Annotated in this window: 14 protein-coding genes and 1 tRNA gene; 2 read left to right on the plus strand and 13 right to left on the minus strand. The window is 42.3% G+C overall.

All coding sequences use genetic code 11. From position 1 onward, the window contains the following. Positions 1-30: 30 nt before the first annotated feature. A complete protein-coding gene (gene tsaA / locus I3249_RS02375) occupies positions 31-888 on the minus strand; it encodes a tRNA (N6-threonylcarbamoyladenosine(37)-N6)-methyltransferase TrmO (RefSeq protein WP_238068371.1) in 858 nt (285 codons plus the stop codon). A 426-nt stretch (positions 889-1,314) separates the two neighbouring features. Between tsaA and I3249_RS02380 the strand changes: the two genes are divergently transcribed. Both I3249_RS02380 and I3249_RS02385 read left to right on the plus strand, forming a co-directional pair. Then, on the plus strand, positions 1,315-2,088 hold the full coding sequence (locus I3249_RS02380; RefSeq protein WP_101205461.1) for a ferredoxin--NADP reductase: 774 nt from the start codon (positions 1,315-1,317) through the stop codon (positions 2,086-2,088). 152 nt (positions 2,089-2,240) lie between these two features. Beyond that, positions 2,241-2,327: transfer RNA gene (locus I3249_RS02385), tRNA-Leu, on the plus strand. Positions 2,328-3,205: 878 nt separating this feature from the next. Here the strand turns inward: I3249_RS02385 and I3249_RS02390 are convergent. The 12 genes from I3249_RS02390 to I3249_RS02445 form a co-directional block, all read right to left on the minus strand. Then, positions 3,206-4,732 (minus strand): restriction endonuclease subunit S, encoded by a 1,527-nt coding sequence (locus tag I3249_RS02390; RefSeq protein ID WP_238068372.1) that lies wholly within the window; start codon positions 4,730-4,732, stop codon positions 3,206-3,208. A 9-nt stretch (positions 4,733-4,741) separates the two neighbouring features. Beyond that, complete coding sequence (locus tag I3249_RS02395) at positions 4,742-6,361, minus strand: class I SAM-dependent DNA methyltransferase (protein ID WP_238068373.1); 1,620 nt, start codon at positions 6,359-6,361, stop codon at positions 4,742-4,744. A 51-nt stretch (positions 6,362-6,412) separates the two neighbouring features. Beyond that, the gene (locus I3249_RS02400) at positions 6,413-8,809 is read right to left on the minus strand and encodes a DEAD/DEAH box helicase family protein (protein ID WP_238068374.1); all 2,397 of its coding nucleotides are present in this window, start codon (positions 8,807-8,809) and stop codon (positions 6,413-6,415) included. Between the two features lie 69 nt (positions 8,810-8,878). Beyond that, complete coding sequence (locus I3249_RS02405; protein ID WP_238068375.1) at positions 8,879-9,178, minus strand: helix-turn-helix domain-containing protein; 300 nt, start codon at positions 9,176-9,178, stop codon at positions 8,879-8,881. A gap of 169 nt (positions 9,179-9,347) precedes the next feature. After that, the gene (locus I3249_RS02410; RefSeq protein ID WP_238068376.1) at positions 9,348-9,929 is read right to left on the minus strand and encodes a hypothetical protein; all 582 of its coding nucleotides are present in this window, start codon (positions 9,927-9,929) and stop codon (positions 9,348-9,350) included. Then, a complete protein-coding gene (locus I3249_RS02415) occupies positions 9,926-12,172 on the minus strand; it encodes a DUF3631 domain-containing protein (protein ID WP_238068378.1) in 2,247 nt (748 codons plus the stop codon). The genes I3249_RS02410 and I3249_RS02415 overlap by 4 nt, the downstream gene beginning before the upstream one ends. Further along, positions 12,172-12,531: a CHC2 zinc finger domain-containing protein gene (locus I3249_RS02420; protein WP_238068379.1), complete on the minus strand. Its 360-nt coding sequence runs from the start codon at positions 12,529-12,531 to the stop codon at positions 12,172-12,174. Before I3249_RS02420 ends, I3249_RS02415 begins: the two co-directional genes overlap by 1 nt. Further along, positions 12,531-12,740: a hypothetical protein gene (locus I3249_RS02425; protein ID WP_238068380.1), complete on the minus strand. Its 210-nt coding sequence runs from the start codon at positions 12,738-12,740 to the stop codon at positions 12,531-12,533. The genes I3249_RS02420 and I3249_RS02425 overlap by 1 nt, the downstream gene beginning before the upstream one ends. Then, positions 12,733-13,008: a hypothetical protein gene (locus tag I3249_RS02430; protein ID WP_238068381.1), complete on the minus strand. Its 276-nt coding sequence runs from the start codon at positions 13,006-13,008 to the stop codon at positions 12,733-12,735. Before I3249_RS02430 ends, I3249_RS02425 begins: the two co-directional genes overlap by 8 nt. Continuing rightward, complete coding sequence (locus I3249_RS02435) at positions 13,008-13,241, minus strand: AlpA family phage regulatory protein (protein ID WP_238068382.1); 234 nt, start codon at positions 13,239-13,241, stop codon at positions 13,008-13,010. The genes I3249_RS02430 and I3249_RS02435 overlap by 1 nt, the downstream gene beginning before the upstream one ends. A 647-nt stretch (positions 13,242-13,888) precedes the next feature. Then, complete coding sequence (locus tag I3249_RS02440; protein WP_238068383.1) at positions 13,889-15,205, minus strand: integrase arm-type DNA-binding domain-containing protein; 1,317 nt, start codon at positions 15,203-15,205, stop codon at positions 13,889-13,891. A 290-nt stretch (positions 15,206-15,495) separates the two neighbouring features. Continuing rightward, positions 15,496-15,741: a hypothetical protein gene (locus tag I3249_RS02445; protein WP_201572470.1), complete on the minus strand. Its 246-nt coding sequence runs from the start codon at positions 15,739-15,741 to the stop codon at positions 15,496-15,498. Positions 15,742-15,793: the final 52 nt, after the last annotated feature.

Below are 15,793 nucleotides of genomic sequence, written 5' to 3' on the forward strand. Positions count from 1 at the left end.
GTTGTCAAAAATGATATCAATGCAAGCCCGTTAGATTGCAACTACGGCAGTTATCTGTAGCTGTCCTGACTCTATCAACTGAAAACTCACATCAACGGATTTATAACGCATCATGAATGGTGTGGCTATCTCTGTCCGACGATAAGCTGGACGCGGGTCTTGGGCAATTAATTCTTTGATAATGCTCATATCTGAGGCTACTAGTTGATTTTGTATACGATGAATCGTAGACGCAACTGTCGCACTATTCGATCCAGTGTTTGCGTCTTTAATACTTGTATCATTGTTATTAGCATCACTAGGCTCGCCTGCGCTTACTAGCATCATAAACTGTTCGTTAGCAGCATCGGTCACGGTTACGTTTAATAATTCTGGAGCGGTTGGTGCGAATCCATTCTCTGTCTGAATCAGTGCATCACTATAGGCCACATATGGCTTTATATCGATGATTGGCGTGCCATCTATCATATCAGCACCTTTGATAATTAATAATACACGACCTTGAACTATTTTGACCTGTTCGAGCTTGACGACAGATAGGCCTAGCCCCGAAGGACGATACATGCTTCGACTGGCAAACACCCCTATTTTTTGATTACCACCCAATCTTGGCGGGCGTACTTGAGCGCGAAAACTAGTACTGGTTTCATTGTTATTTTTATATCGATAATTATGATGAAACTGCCAACTCACCCATATATGACTAAACTTATCCAAACCATCAAATGCAGCTGGCGTATCATATGGCGCTAACATCTCAATGACACTAGTCAAAGCGACCAGGTTTGGCTGGCGTGGCGCACCAAATTTTTGCGAAAGCGGCGCACGATGATAGCCAATAACAGGAGCTTGATGGTAGTTATTTAACAGGGGATTCTCATCAAGCATATACCAACTCCAGTAATACAAAACTGCCCTGATAAAGCAGTTTTGCCAAATGATACAAAATTACTCACTAACGATATTCCATTTTATCATGCTAGACAAACACTGCTAGACGGATTTTTATTTTAAAGTTTGGTATTATGAGCAAGAAATTTGATGAGAGTCATTTACATTTGGATGATATGACCAGTAATGCTGTCATCGTTGACGCAAATTTACTATGTCTAATGACGTAATAGCTGGCTATATATAAGCTGATAAACCAGCTGTATTACGCTTACTCATCATTTACTCGTTCATAAAAATAGCAGTTTCGACAACGATTAAAAGACTAATACGTTTTTATAATGTTCAATCTAACATTGAAAATTCTGATTTAATACTTATTCAAACTTAACACACAAATAACAACTTATTAACGAGGACTTTATGTCAAAACTTCGCACCGAAACGGTCACAGAGGTTCATCACTGGAATGACTCTCTATTTAGTATCAAAACCACTCGTGACGATGGCTTGCGCTTTCGTAATGGCGAATTTGCGATGATTGGACTTGTTGTTGATGGCAAGCCACTATTACGCGCTTATTCAATCGCCAGCCCTAACTATGAAGATCATTTAGAATTTTTCTCTATTAAAGTTCAAGATGGTCCATTAACTTCACGCTTGCAACATATCAAAGTAGGCGACGAGCTGTTAGTCAGTAAAAAACCAACGGGTACACTAGTATTGGACGATCTGCTACCAGGTAAGAACCTTTACATGCTCTCTACTGGTACTGGTCTTGCTCCCTTCTTGTCACTAGCACGTGACCCTGAAGTGTATGAGCGTTTTGACAAAATTATCTTGGTACATGGCGTACGTCATGTTCATGATTTGGCTTATCGTGAAATGTTTGAAAATGAGCTGCCTAACGATGAAATCTTTGGTGAATGGTATCGCGAGAAATTCATCTATTATCCAACCGTTACGCGTGAAGAGTTTAGAAACCAAGGTCGTGTCACTGATTTAATGAAGTCAGGCAAATTGTTCGAAGATATTGGTTTACCGCCAATGAATAAAGACGACGACCGTGTCATGCTTTGTGGCAGCATGCCGTTTAATGCTGAGGTTTCTGCTATTTTAGATGACTTCGGCCTGACTGTTTCACCACGTATGGGTGTGCAGGCAGATTACGCAGTTGAGCGTGCCTTTGTCGGTTAGAATGATGCTATTTAGCATCATTAGAATAAATAAAAAATTGTATAAAATAATACTTGACGCAAGTAAATAGGCTGCTATAATACGCAGCCTATACAGTCAACACTGTAGCCCAATTAGATAATATTTAGTCAATAACTATTATCACCTAACATGCCAGTGTGATGGAATTGGTAGACATGACGGATTCAAAATCCGTTGCCTTTAAAAGCGTGTCGGTTCGAGTCCGACCACTGGTACCAATACTTCAAGCTAAGTGCTTGATAGCTAAAAGATTAATCTCTGATTGCCTTTTAGCGTGTACATCACAGTGTACACTCTGATAAGATTTCGCACTTAACTTGATAAATCAGCCTCCTTAATCGGAGGTTTTTTTATGTCTGCCCTTCCCCAACTTTGTATTGTGCTCATGTTTGAGATCACACCTAACTTCGCTCATTATTTTGCTAAAATTAAGCGTTTATCGCGCGCTTTTTTGTGCGTATTGTCTGTATAACCAGTCATATCGATGTTACGGTTTATTTTTTTCTTAATAGTCCTCAAAGGGCACGCGAGAATGAGCGAAATATGAGCGCCTATTCAACTCTAACCTGAATAATATGTACGTTTTCACGCGCACAAAAGCGCACATTTCACGCATTCTTGATTATTATTAATATGCGTTTTTAATGCATTTTCTTGCATTGTGCCTAGTAATCTTATCCGACTTGCCATCTGATCCTATAATGCGATGATTCCATCTATTTTTTGGTGCGTTGGTGCATGCTTGATTCCGCTATAATGGTTTGCTACTTTTGCACCAGTTCCATAAACGCCTCTTTTGGTTAATAACTTTTCATTGCTTAGTGCCTTATTTCCCTAAACAAGCTTCCTAACGCTGTTAGGTTTCCGTCTTCACGCCTTTGTGTGTATAGCTGTCTCCACTTTATCGGTTTCTAAAACTGACAAGAAATGTTTCCTGATTATCGTCGTTTTCGTCATAATCACAGGCTAAGGATGACGATAATTGACGATAATTGACGAAATAGTCTAATCACAAGGCAAAAAAAAGCAGACGATAAGCGTCTGCTATAGGTAAAGTTAAAAACAATCAGGATTCAAAAGGCGCTACCACTGACTATCAGATCTCTTTTAAAGTTTGGATTTCAGGTAAGGCTTGATCAAGTAAGTCAACGATGCGCCGCTGCTCAGCCAATGGTGGTAGAGGAAGTAGATACTCTTTAACAAAGTCAGTGCCTATACGCTGTTGCCCTGCTGTCCCTGTGAACGTTGCTACTCCATCGTTTATAAATGTAGGATTTTTGACAAAGTACAAAAGGTATTCTATATCAATGTGGTCATTGAAATTTCTCAAAACATGAAACTCTGTTGTTCCAGCTCCTATACCATTAGGAATATTGGAAATTACAGCAGACTTGAGGTTTTGAAAGCAGGGTGTGATTTTGGCAAAAACTACATCGTTTTCTGCAAAATGCGTATAGCCTGTTTTAATGCTCATCCATTTTCTAACTTCAAAATCAAAAATGTTTTTGTAGCCTGCTTCAACAAGCTTCATTGGTACAAAAGCTGCTTCTAAGTTGTCTTCAGCTTTATTTCTTGGATTCACTATAACAACCTCACCCAACCTCACCCACTCCCAATTATCTGGAATATCAAACGGTTTTTCTTCCTCGCTGATTGGTGGTAAGGTTTTTGAGCGTTTGATCTCACCAGCTTTAATCAGCTTTTGCTTTTCTATTTCTATATCCGTTAATAGATCGCTGGCATAACCATCCTTAGTAGCGTCTTGCTGGGTTAATTTGCCCTCTATAGCGGCTTGAAGTAGTGAGGCTTGCATCTGATTAGGAAACGCCAGTTGTAATCTGTGTAGCTCATCCTCATCCGTTTGTAGGCTATCTATCTGTGCTAATACTTCTTTAAGCTTTCTGACGATACGCTGTTGTTCGGCTAGGGGTGGTAAGGGTATCATCAACTCTTTAGCCTTACTTGCACTCAACCCTTCTTTAGTCCCACCTACCTGAACATCCATTATACTTTTAAATATGAATGGGCTAATCAAGACGGTGTGAACAAAATATCTAATTCTAGGTTCAAATTGTCTTAAAGTTAAGACGTGTTGATTCGTATTCCCTACATCAAAATCGTCAGGTACGATACAAGCACGACCAATAGATGCACCTGTAATATTTAGCAAAATATCTTTAGCAAAAATAGCACCGTTAGGCTTTTTCTTATGTGTAGCTTCATCTATAAAGGCTACGTTGTCTAAAACTAATCCATCATTGTGAACATTCTGAGAACGTATAAAACTTACACCCTTTTCTTTATATACAGCTTTACCGCCCGCAGGTGTACTACCTGAACTCACTTTCAAGCATAGATCACCCAGTCGCACCCATTCCCAATTATCAGGAATATCAAAAGGCTGCTCTTCCTCAGTAATATCAGGTAGTGACTTTTGCCGCTTAATCTCGCCTGCCTTTATTAAGCGCTGTTTTTCTGCTTCTATCTGTATCAATAAGTCACGGGCATTGCCGTCATCTTCGCGCTGATCGGTCAGTTTGCCTTCTATGGCGGCTTGTAGCACCGCTTTACGCATCTTGTCTGCTAAGGCTTGGGTATTGGTGTTCTTTTTAGGTCGTGCCATGATAATGCCTTACTGTGATGATGAATGCAGCTCTACGCTTATGGTTGCAGGTTCAGCTAGATCTGCCTTGTTTAGATCCAGTCCAATCAGATTTGCGATACTCAGTAGCTGCTTATCAATACGGCGGTTTAGCTCTTCGCGCTTGTCATGAAACTGGCGGATAGTGTCCTCAGGGCTTAGCACTTCATCTTCTATGCTTGGATAGCCGCATAGATCAAGGTTATAGCTGACTTTGGTTTCTTTAACGATGGTCTCATTGCCGTCTTTATCCGTAACCGTTTTTAGATTGATGACTTCTGATTTGATGTCATCAGGCGTAAAAGCTTGGGCTTTGTAGGTATCGGTCTCAGTGTCTTTAATCTCTTTACGGTCATGCCACCACGCCACGGCTTCATCAAAATGCTCAAGCTTCATGGGGCGGGTTTTACTGAAGTTTTTTTGACCTTCAGGCATATCTAAGCGATAAAACCAGACCTTATCCGTCTTTTTACTATTATCAAAAAATAAGATATTGGTAGTGATACTGGTATAAGGGGCAAACACGCTATTCGGCAAGCGCACGATGGTATGTAGATTAAACTCTTCGATTAGTTTGGCTTTGATAGCCGTTTTTGCACCGTCAGTACCAAACAAGAAGCCGTCAGGAATGATCATAGCGGCGCGGCCACCGCCTTGTGCGATAGATTTTAGACGATACATAGCGACTGACATAAACAGATCGGCGGTTTCTGAGCTTTGCAAATCGGCGGGAAAATTAGTTTTGATCGTCTCGCCTTCTGTACCCCCGTATGGCGGATTCATGATCACAATATCAAATAAGTCATCATGGCTATATTCACGGACATTTAGCTGTAGAGCGTTACCATGATGGATTTGTGGGCGGTCAATATCATGTAATAGCATATTGGTGACAGCTAACAGATATGGCAGTGGCTTTTTCTCAATGCCGTAGATACTATCTTTATAGTTTTGATTGTCTTCAGGCGTACTTACGCTTGGCTCTAAATGCTTTAAAACTGAGGTCAAAAATCCGCCCGTACCGCAAGCAAAGTCGGCGGCGGTCTCACCCAGCTGTGGGTCAAGCATCTGAACAGTAAAGTCGGTCACCGCACGCGGGGTGTAAAACTCGCCAGCATTACCCGCGCTTTGTAGGCTCTTTAGGATGGTCTCGTAGATCTCACCGAACGCATGACGGTCTTTATAGGTTTCAAACTCTATTTTATTAATCTCATTGATCACTTGGCGCAGTAGTACACCATCTTTCATAAAGTTATTGGCGTCTTCAAATACTTTTTTGACTACAACCTTACTCATAGGCGTGTCGGGAGTGATGGTAATGCCTTGTAGCGCTGGGAATAGCTCATTGTTGACAAAGTCTAGTAGCTCATCACCTGTTTTGGCTTTGCCGTCTTTGTCGTCCGCTGCCCAGTTCTGCCAGCGATAGTCACTTGGGATAACTGACTGATAATTGCCACTTTCATCATTAAATTCCCAATTATCTTCTTTAACGTCATAGACCTTTAGGAATAAAAGCCATGTCATCTGCTCGATACGCTGGGCATCGCCATTGATACCGCTATCACCGCGCATGATATTTTGAATATTTTTAACAAAACTGCCTAAACTCATGGGTATTCCTAGTCTATGGTTTTTAATCTTTCACATTATTTACAAACAGCATTATGCTGCTTCTAACGCATATATCTCTTCTTGCAGTGCTCTGACGGCATCAAGATATGCTTGTTTGCCGCCGAACAGCTTTGCGATATTCTTTGGGCTATCAATCTGCTTAAAGGGGTCAATAGACAGTAAAGTCGTGTCTTGTAGTGACAACACGCCATCATCCATATATTTGTGTAGTAGCGCATTTAGGACTTGCTGGCAGGTGTCATCGTATTGATATAGATAGCCGCGCTTTTTGACCTTTTTGACACGCTCAGCGCGGGTTAATGGCGGCTTATCATAGGCGATGTGTAATATCAGGTCAAACGGGTCTAAGTCTTTATTTCCTGCTACTTCTTGTAGCACTTCAAGTAATACGCCGTGTTCTGCTAACTGGTCGATAATAGCTTGTTTTTTATCCGCCGATTTCCATGCGCTTAAGAAGTTATCAAGGGTTGCATACTCAGATAAGATATTCTTTTTGCTATAGTCGATCAGGCTTTCTGTGACCAGCTTGCCATTCTCGTCATAGAATTTTACGTGTTCGGATGCAATACTCACATCCACACCATTAACCCGTATTTTTTTGACGCGCTCACCGCCACCAGTAGGCGGCACAAAGGGTTTACCGCCGCTAGCGGTGCTATCGCCTGTGGGTGTGGTTTCCTCGCCGTTTTCCCAGTCGTCTTGATCGTCTTTGGTGTCCTCGCTGACTTCTTCAGCATCATCAATATCGCCGCCTGCTGGCACTTCCATAATCTGTACGGGTGCACCATCAAAGTCTTTATCAGCAAACAGCTTAGTCACGCCGCGAAAGTCCATGATAGTAAAGTAGAGCTTGCCAGCGTCTTCTTTTAAGCGCGTACCGCGCCCAATGATCTGTTTGAACTCCGTCATTGAGCCTATATTACTATCTAACACGATAAGCTTACAGGTCTTACAATCAACGCCTGTGGTCATAAGCTTTGAGGTAGTGACAATGGTGGGATAGGTCTCTTTTACGTCAATGAAATTATCAAGCTGCTTTTTACCTACTGGATTGTCACCTGTGATACGCATTACATACTTGGGATTATCTCTGACCATGTCCGTATTTTCATTAACTAGCGCTTGGCGCATACGTTCAGCGTGGTCAATATCGACACAAAATACAATCGTTTTGGCAAAGCGGTCATTGCTCTTTAGCCATTCGGTAATACGCTTAGCTACGGTCTGAGTACGCTCATCTATGATTAGCTTACGGTCATAGTCTTTTAGATTGTATTCTCGATCTTCGACAGCATTGTCTTCTATGTCTTTCTTACCCTTTTCAGGTCGCCAGCCTTTATCATCTTTATCAAGATGCACGCGGATCACTTTAAACGGTGCTAAAAAACCATCTTGAATACCTTGTTTTAAGCTATAGGTATAAACTGGCTTCCCAAAATAGTGAATGTTACTAACCTCTTTACTCTCTTTTGGTGTGGCGGTTAAACCAATTTGTGTAGCGCTACTAAAATAATCCAGTACGCGCCGCCATAAGGATTCTTCTCTTGCGCTACCGCGGTGGCACTCATCAACCACGATCAAATCAAAAAAATCCGGCTTAAACTGTCTGAATGGCTCTTCTTCGGCTTCACCTGCCATTTGCTGGTACAAGCTCATATAAATCTCATAAGCGCTATCAAGCTCGCGTCCTTGCACCTTAGTGATGACTTTTTCAAAGGGCTTAAAGTCGTTTTGGATGGTTTGATCAATTAAGATATTGCGATCAGCCAAATAAAGCACTTTCTTTTTTAACCCCAACTGCTTAAGCCGCCAGATGATCTGAAAGGCGGTATATGTCTTACCCGTTCCCGTTGCCATCACTAACAATATCCGGTTTTGACCACCCGTGACCGCTTCTAAGGTGCGATCAATCGCAATACGCTGATAGTAGCGCGGCTTCATGCGCTTAAAGCTATCAAAGTAATACGGCTGCCGGATGACTTCTTGTTGGGTTACATTTAGGTCTTTGACCGCGCTGTAGCGCTCAAACAAGGCATCATGCGTTGGAAACTCACTCATTTTAAGTTCACGCTCACTGCCTGTAAGCATATCGTGTTCTAAAAACCCTTTGCCATTCGTCGAGTAAGCAAAAGGCACATCTAAGATAGTCGCGTATTCAATGGCTTGCTGCATACCATCACCTACCGATATATAGCCAGCTTTTGCTTCAACAATCGCAAGCGGTGTCTCAAGATTGGTAGTGGTCAGTAAATAGTCACAAAACTTTCTATCTTTGCGTTTAGTAGTATTGCCGCGCACCATTACTTCACCATCAATAAAGTAATATTCAGTAAAGATCTGCTCAACCTGCCAGCCTGCATTAAATATTGCGGGGTTAATGTGTCGCAGTCTCGCGTCTGACTCGGTTTGTCTTTTTTTGTCTAGCATACGTTCAGCCTTCTAAGCCGTGAGTTATTAATTGATATTTACAAGTTTTTATTAGCTGTTAGTCACAGGCTATATCAAAGTGACAGTATTATTAGGCATCTTAGCGATAATGCTTACTTCACCGCCCATTGCGCTAATATAGTTTTGCAAGGTCGATAGCTGAATATCTTTGCCACTTTCAACCTTTGAGATATTAGCCTGTGACACTCCCATCAAGGCGGCAAGATCCGTCTGTTTTAAGTCCATAGCGCGGCGCAGTTTGGCAAGCTCGATGGATTGGCTTAGTATATTGGCTTTATTTTTAATGCGCTGCTGTCTATCGGCTGGCAAGGCTGCCATTAGGTCATCTAGTGTAGTCAAGTGTGTCATAAGAAACCCTTACTTTATATTTTTCCTCATCATACAACAATACAGTTATATTATGTCGAGTTTTAGGCTATTGGTTTCAGTCCATTGTCCACTATCATCACGTTAGAAGCATAAGCCACAAAAAAAGGCAGACGATGCACGCCTGCCCTTTACTAATTAGATTGTAAGTTTAATGACTGAGCATGTAATCATTTAACCCTTGAATAGTATCTGCAGGTAATTCTCGCATTCTGCCATGATTAATAACTCCAGTAGGTACCCAAAGAAACTGCCCACCAATACCTTTAGTCTCTGCCCAGTTGATAAACTTATCAGCCGCTATTTCAAATTCAGGCGTGGTGCGTTCCACAGTCTCAAACATATTATTAAAATACACCCATTTGTTAGCGCGTAAATCCTGCTCTAAGCGCTCAGTTTCCCAGTCATTGAGGGATAGCACCATCTGATACCGTTTGCGCCAGTCACGCCGTTGTATGCTCACTGGTGCTTTAGCATATAGTAGCTGACTTCGCTTCTCTGCAATCATATCATCAATGACAGACAAAGCTACTGACCATCGAGTAGGTAGCGGCTCATCGTTTGCAGCGGACTGTGATAAAACTTCGATGATCTCAGGCTTATACTCTCTTAGTGCGTTGATGACAGACGGAGTGACAATATTTATATCACCTTCGTAGTGCAAGCCGTCATCATCTACCCATAGACTCACGCCTTGATATTCTAATTGACTGATAATGTCGATAGCATTCATAAGCACCCCCGAACGATTTCATCTGTTACAAGTTCGCTGCCATGTGTTACATCATTTTTTGTATTATTTGCCGCTTTTTTGCCGTTACACACACTTGCATTACTAGTGAGGGGGTTTCTAAGTGTTACACCGTTACAACCCTTGTCCTGTGGGGCTTTCGGCTGATTTCTAAGTGTTACATCATCTACCTTTGTAACGCTTCGGTTTTCGCTGTATCCCTTGCTATTATTAGCTTGTAACGTTGTAACACTTCGAATAGGGGCATCTGGCAAGTAACGCTTAAAAGCATCTTGAAAATAGGCAATATCGTAACCCCTTCTATTACCATTAGCAGTTCGCATCTGCTTTGGTGAAATACCGTATTCACCTAAACGGTTGGATACTTGCTTTTGTGTGATTGGCTTACCTCGATTATAGGTTGCCCAATTCATTTCAGGATCAGCGCATAAAGCAGTTATTAAATCGTCACTAAATATACGTGTGGCTTTTTTTAGCTCAAACACGGCTTTAATATCCATGAGTAACTGCTCATTTAAGCTCGGCTCATCGTGTTCAATACCCGATATTTCGATACAAGCATCATTAGCACGTTTGAGCCAGTCATCACCTAGTACCGCCGCAACCTTTAGCAGTATCTCCCAGTTATCTTGCATACGGTCGTTTATGGCTTGCGGTAGTGTCGGCGTGACCTCTTTAACAATTAGTAAATTATCATCACTCCATCTTGCCAGCTTTGCTTTGATAGTGTTTGTAGTATCACGTGATAAGTCGCGCACACGGTCTCTATGCTCATTGTTGAGCTTGCGGCGTAGCGTCAAACTAATTGATCTATCCATTAATGTACTAGGTATTTTCCCAATGCCTGATAGCGCTTTTGCACCATAGACATAAAACTCTTTTGGTTCGTTATCATCACCAGCACAGCGGATAATATAAGGATTGTCACGGCTGTGCCCTGCATTCAATACGCCGCGCAAGTCCTCATTATCATTCACAAAAGTATCAACTTCATCAATAATCAATGTGGGATTATATTTTTCAATACAGCGAAACAACGCCGCCGCTGTAATATTAGACGATGGTAAGGATCGCTTACTCATTAATGCTATCAGTGTTAGCAGTTGAGATTTACCACACCGCTTCTCAGGGGCATTAATCCATGCAATAGGTGCTATGTGACTGGCTTCGATTACCCATGTAAAGATAATCCATAAGGTTGAGGCAATCGCTACCGCATCAGTGCAAGCGATATGCTGCGTCACTAACTGATATATCTCATTAGCCACCGCTGCCCCATCAACTGGCTTTTGGTAAGGCTCAGTATCAATCACAAGACTTTTAGTTGTTTCAGCTTCTAGCTCAGTTCTAGCTTGCTTGACCAACTTATCAAGTGTACCTACTGACATATTATTCAATGCTTTGGCGGACTCGCTACGCCTTAATTGATATTCAAGCTCAGGCAGTGCCGCCAGTTGTTCGATGATACTTTGCGCTAACTCAGGCGTTACTTGCTCACCCTCATATGGTAAAATTAAGCTTGATGGCTCGGCTATGTCATCTGCTAAAAGACTTACAAGCTGCTCATCTTTAAAGATGGGTAGCTTTTTTATTGCATCGACTAGATCATCGTTTGTCATATCAGGCTTAGCTTGCCGCTGTATTGCCACCCAGTCCACAATATCGCCTTTCTCAGGCAGTCCTAGATTATCAATATCTATAACCTGAACATCACAATCAAGCTGGCTTAGCGTCTGATACAGCGCGGTAAGCCACTTCGCGCCAGCATCATCATTATCAGCCCACAAGCACACGCTGCGAGCCTTTAGCGGCTCCCAGTGATACTTATCAATTTGTGTACTACCGCCCGATGTGGTGGCGATAAGGCCCAGTGATTGGGCAAGCTCGGCTTTTTGCTCACCCTCAAAAATATAGACCATTGATGAAGCATCACGCGCTAGGTCGTGAAGTAAGTAAAGCGGCTTTTTGCCGCCACCCTCAGGATAAACGATACTAAAATCAGGATCTTTCATTTGCCATTTACCGCTACTATCTTGACTGATAGAACGAATGTACTTATCACCAGTATTAAGGTTCTTTAACCTCGGTTTGAAGCAAAGACAAGCGCCGTCCTTGTCAGTGTAGATATGCAAGTGAGTAGCAGTAAATCCCTTATCTTTTTGAGACTGGGTAACTTGTGCGGCGTATGCTTTAGCCGCTTCAATAGTTTTTGTATTATCTATCATCATGCCCCCTCAATCAGCTGTAATGCGCGACAAGCGTCTATAAAACTAACGCTATGCCATTGCATATAAAACCCGATACGGTCGCCAGTAGCGCCGCAAGCGTGGCATTTATAGCCGCCATGCTCTCGGCTTACGCCCATTGAAGCGTGTTTGTCATCATGAAAGGAACACTTGACCATCTGCCAACCGCGACCGCCTTTGATTTCAATATTAAATTGACGGTAAAAGTCGCTCGGATTGGGCAGCCGCGACTTGTTGACCTTGCCGCGCTTTGCGGCTTTGGTGTTTGGTTGCGCTGTCTGTGCTGATTGTGATTGCTGCTTGAGGCTTGATAAGTGATTACGGATAAAGTGGCTCATTATGTGCCCTCCTTTGCCATCGCCTGCGCGGTGTCGTCTGTCATCGCAATGACAAGCGGCATTGGCTGGCACGATGGCATAATCAGCATCAAAAACAAGGCAATCAGCGCAAGCAGTGGTACCAGCACACGCCTTGTAAAAGGACGTGATGATGGCGCAGTAGCGGCGCTGTGGTGTGTGGGGTGTGGTTTAGTATGGTCATCATGCATCGCTTGATACCTCCATTTGTGGTAGTAATACAAGCTCGCTTAGCATGATGCTAATTTCGGCGGCGTACTTATGATTAGCCAGTAGCGCGGTGCGAACGGCAACCACGATGCCCTTTGATGCTGGGTCGTGGATTTCAATCATGTTCAGCGCATAGGCAAGGCTTTCACAATCGCTTGCTACGTCCTGAACACAGTCGTTGATATACTCGATTTGGTGGCTATCGGCTGCCACAAGGCGCGGCGCTAGAATACCGTTTGATTGGCTCATTACGCGCCCTCCCCATCATTGGCGGCGGTCTGAGCTTCAAGCCACTCAATCACGTCTTTATTGCGCCATGCGGTGATACCACCCGTTACGCGGATTGGTTGGGGAAATTGACCAGATTTTGCAAACTTCCATAAGCTGGCGCGTCCGAATGGTAGTAGAGGCAAAATATCTTTGGCACGTGATAAGCCTTGCGGCGGTAGGATGTGATTTTGTTCTAAATTTTTATCTTTCATAGGGTGACTCTCTTAATATAATTTAATAAATTACGTGCCAGCCACAAATAAAAAGGTATAAGAGACCTACTCCGCCTCGATATGGTTGAAGCAGAATAAAGGTAAACCGATATTTTTTGTAAGCGACTGAACGCTATATTGGACGTATGATTACGTCATTAAGAGAGGGGAAATGATACCTATTAGGGATATTTAGCAGTTGCCAAAGAGAAACTGTCTTGGCATTATAGGTGTGTATTTATTATAAATAAATAATAAATACCTAAGCCTACTAAAGACAAATCCCTGATATAGCTCATCCCTCTCTTTTTTTGGTGATTGGTTATGTCATGGTTTTACTCCTCTTTGTTGGTTCTCATAAAATAGGTGGGCGGTAAGTTGCTCTCTAGTCGCCAAACTTATCAAGCGACTTATCCGCTCCACTCTATTCACTTTTCAATACCTATATTTATTCATACTATGCATGAATATTCATAAGAATAGTGTCCTGTACTAAGTAAGACTAATTTACATTGTTTTAGCCTAAATTTCTATTGTACTCAAGGTAGTAACTCACTCCAAATTATCGAAAATCTATATGCAGTAAGCATTAGACAAGCAAAAAGATATGAAAAATAATTTTTTCGATGTTTGAAAAGTAATTTTTATCATACAGTTTTGATATCATTTTGCCTCATTCTCGGCATTTTTATCACATTATCTGTCTTACCAGTTTTTAAGTTATCAATATAATCTGACCACTCTTGCATCATCTGCGAGCGCTCCTCTACAAACTCCCACCTATCATAAGCGGTGCCGTTTGGGTCTCTAGTGATATGTCCCAGCGCCATCTCAATCACATCCTTATCATACTTGAGCTTGTGCCTGAGCATGGTTCTAGCAGATGCCCTAAAGCCGTGGGCGCAGTGTGTGCCTTGATACCCTAACGACTTTAGCGCGTCATTGGCGGCGTTCTCGTTGATGATGTTGTTCTTGGTTGCCGTATCGCTATGAAATACATAGTCAGTGTGACCAGTGATAGCTTGCTGCGCTTTTAGTATCTCAACCGCTTGCCGTGATAGAGGCACAATCATGTCTTTTACCATGCGTAGCTTGCTGGCTCCGTGTCCTTTCATCGGTTGTAAATCAATCTGCGCCATATCAAGGTTAACATCCGACCAGCGCAGGCGGCGCAAGTCACCATTACGGATAAATAGCAGTGATAGCAGCTTGATAGAGTGAAAGACGCTGTCGTGAACAGTACCTTTTAGTGTCTCAACATCACGCATCAGCTGCCCAAATTCTGACGGAGTGGTAATAGATGGGCGGTTGCCGTATCGGTAGCTATCAAGCATTGGCTTAACAATTCTTGCGGGGTCATTGGTAGCATAGCCGTGTACGATTGCATGATTAAATATATCGCTAGCAATCACAGCACACCTATCCGCTTTATCGGTTGGTGTACCATCATCTTTTAGTGAATTGGCTTGAATATCTCTTAATACTTCAAGCATTTGCAGCGGCTCAATATCTCCGATAGGTGTATCGCCTAAATATGAACATAACAACTCATAACGTCCATGCTTGCGCTTCAAGGTAGTAGCTTTCTGCTTGTTTTTTAGCTGCTCAAAATGATGCCACGCGACTTTTTCAAAGGTGCTGGCAAGTGATTTATGCTCGTCTTTGATTTGCTGCTCACGGTGAGCTTTGGGGTCGATGCCTTGTTGTAGCAGCTGCTCATATTCAAGGCGCATGGCGGTAGCGTGAGCGAGAGTAACGGCTGGATAGCTGCCCAGTGATAGCTTGTGCTTAGATTTCATGACCGGATGAGTATAACGATATAGCCACAGCTTTGCGCCTGAGGCGTTGACGCGTAGAAATAGCTTAGGATGACCTGAGACCTTGCAGAGTATTTCGCCTTTGGTTGGCGGCATGATGCTCTTAATGGTTCTATCAGATTTGATAGTAATAGATTTGGTCGTCATGTGAACGTGTACCCTCAGCCTTAGCGTGTACATCGCAGTGTACACTATGACACTAGATTGAGGTGAACATCTTTAGACCGATTTAGACAGTAAACAAAAAGCCCTTACTCTAGAAACCTTTAAAATAAGGGCTTCACGATTAGATATTAGATTGTTACAGATTGTTATGGACAATGGAGCAAAATATTTATGGTTCCGACCACTGGTACCAATATTTAGTACAAACTAGCCTCCTTTATCGGAGGTTTTTTTGTGCTTATTATATTTGTTTTAACAAATTCCTAGCTTGTTTATATCGATACTTCAAATGGCATGACAGCGCTTATCTTAATCGGTACCGCATAACTCCATGGCATGCCAGCACTACAATAAAAATACCCATCATTAAATGACACAATATAAGCGGTAAAATCATTACCACACTGATCCATCATCGCTTGTTCATCGCTTTCATCACACACTGCGCACCATATTTTTTTATCACCCCGCGCTAGCATTGCTCGTGTCAAATCGCTCCCTTTTAATTCATGACTCATTATCAGCTCCTTAATTATCTTGAACTTTCTCATTACTATTTTTTTAGAAAGT

Origin of the sequence: Psychrobacter sp. Ps1, assembly GCF_022129425.1 — a bacterium.
Classification (GTDB): Bacteria; Pseudomonadota; Gammaproteobacteria; order Pseudomonadales; family Moraxellaceae; genus Psychrobacter.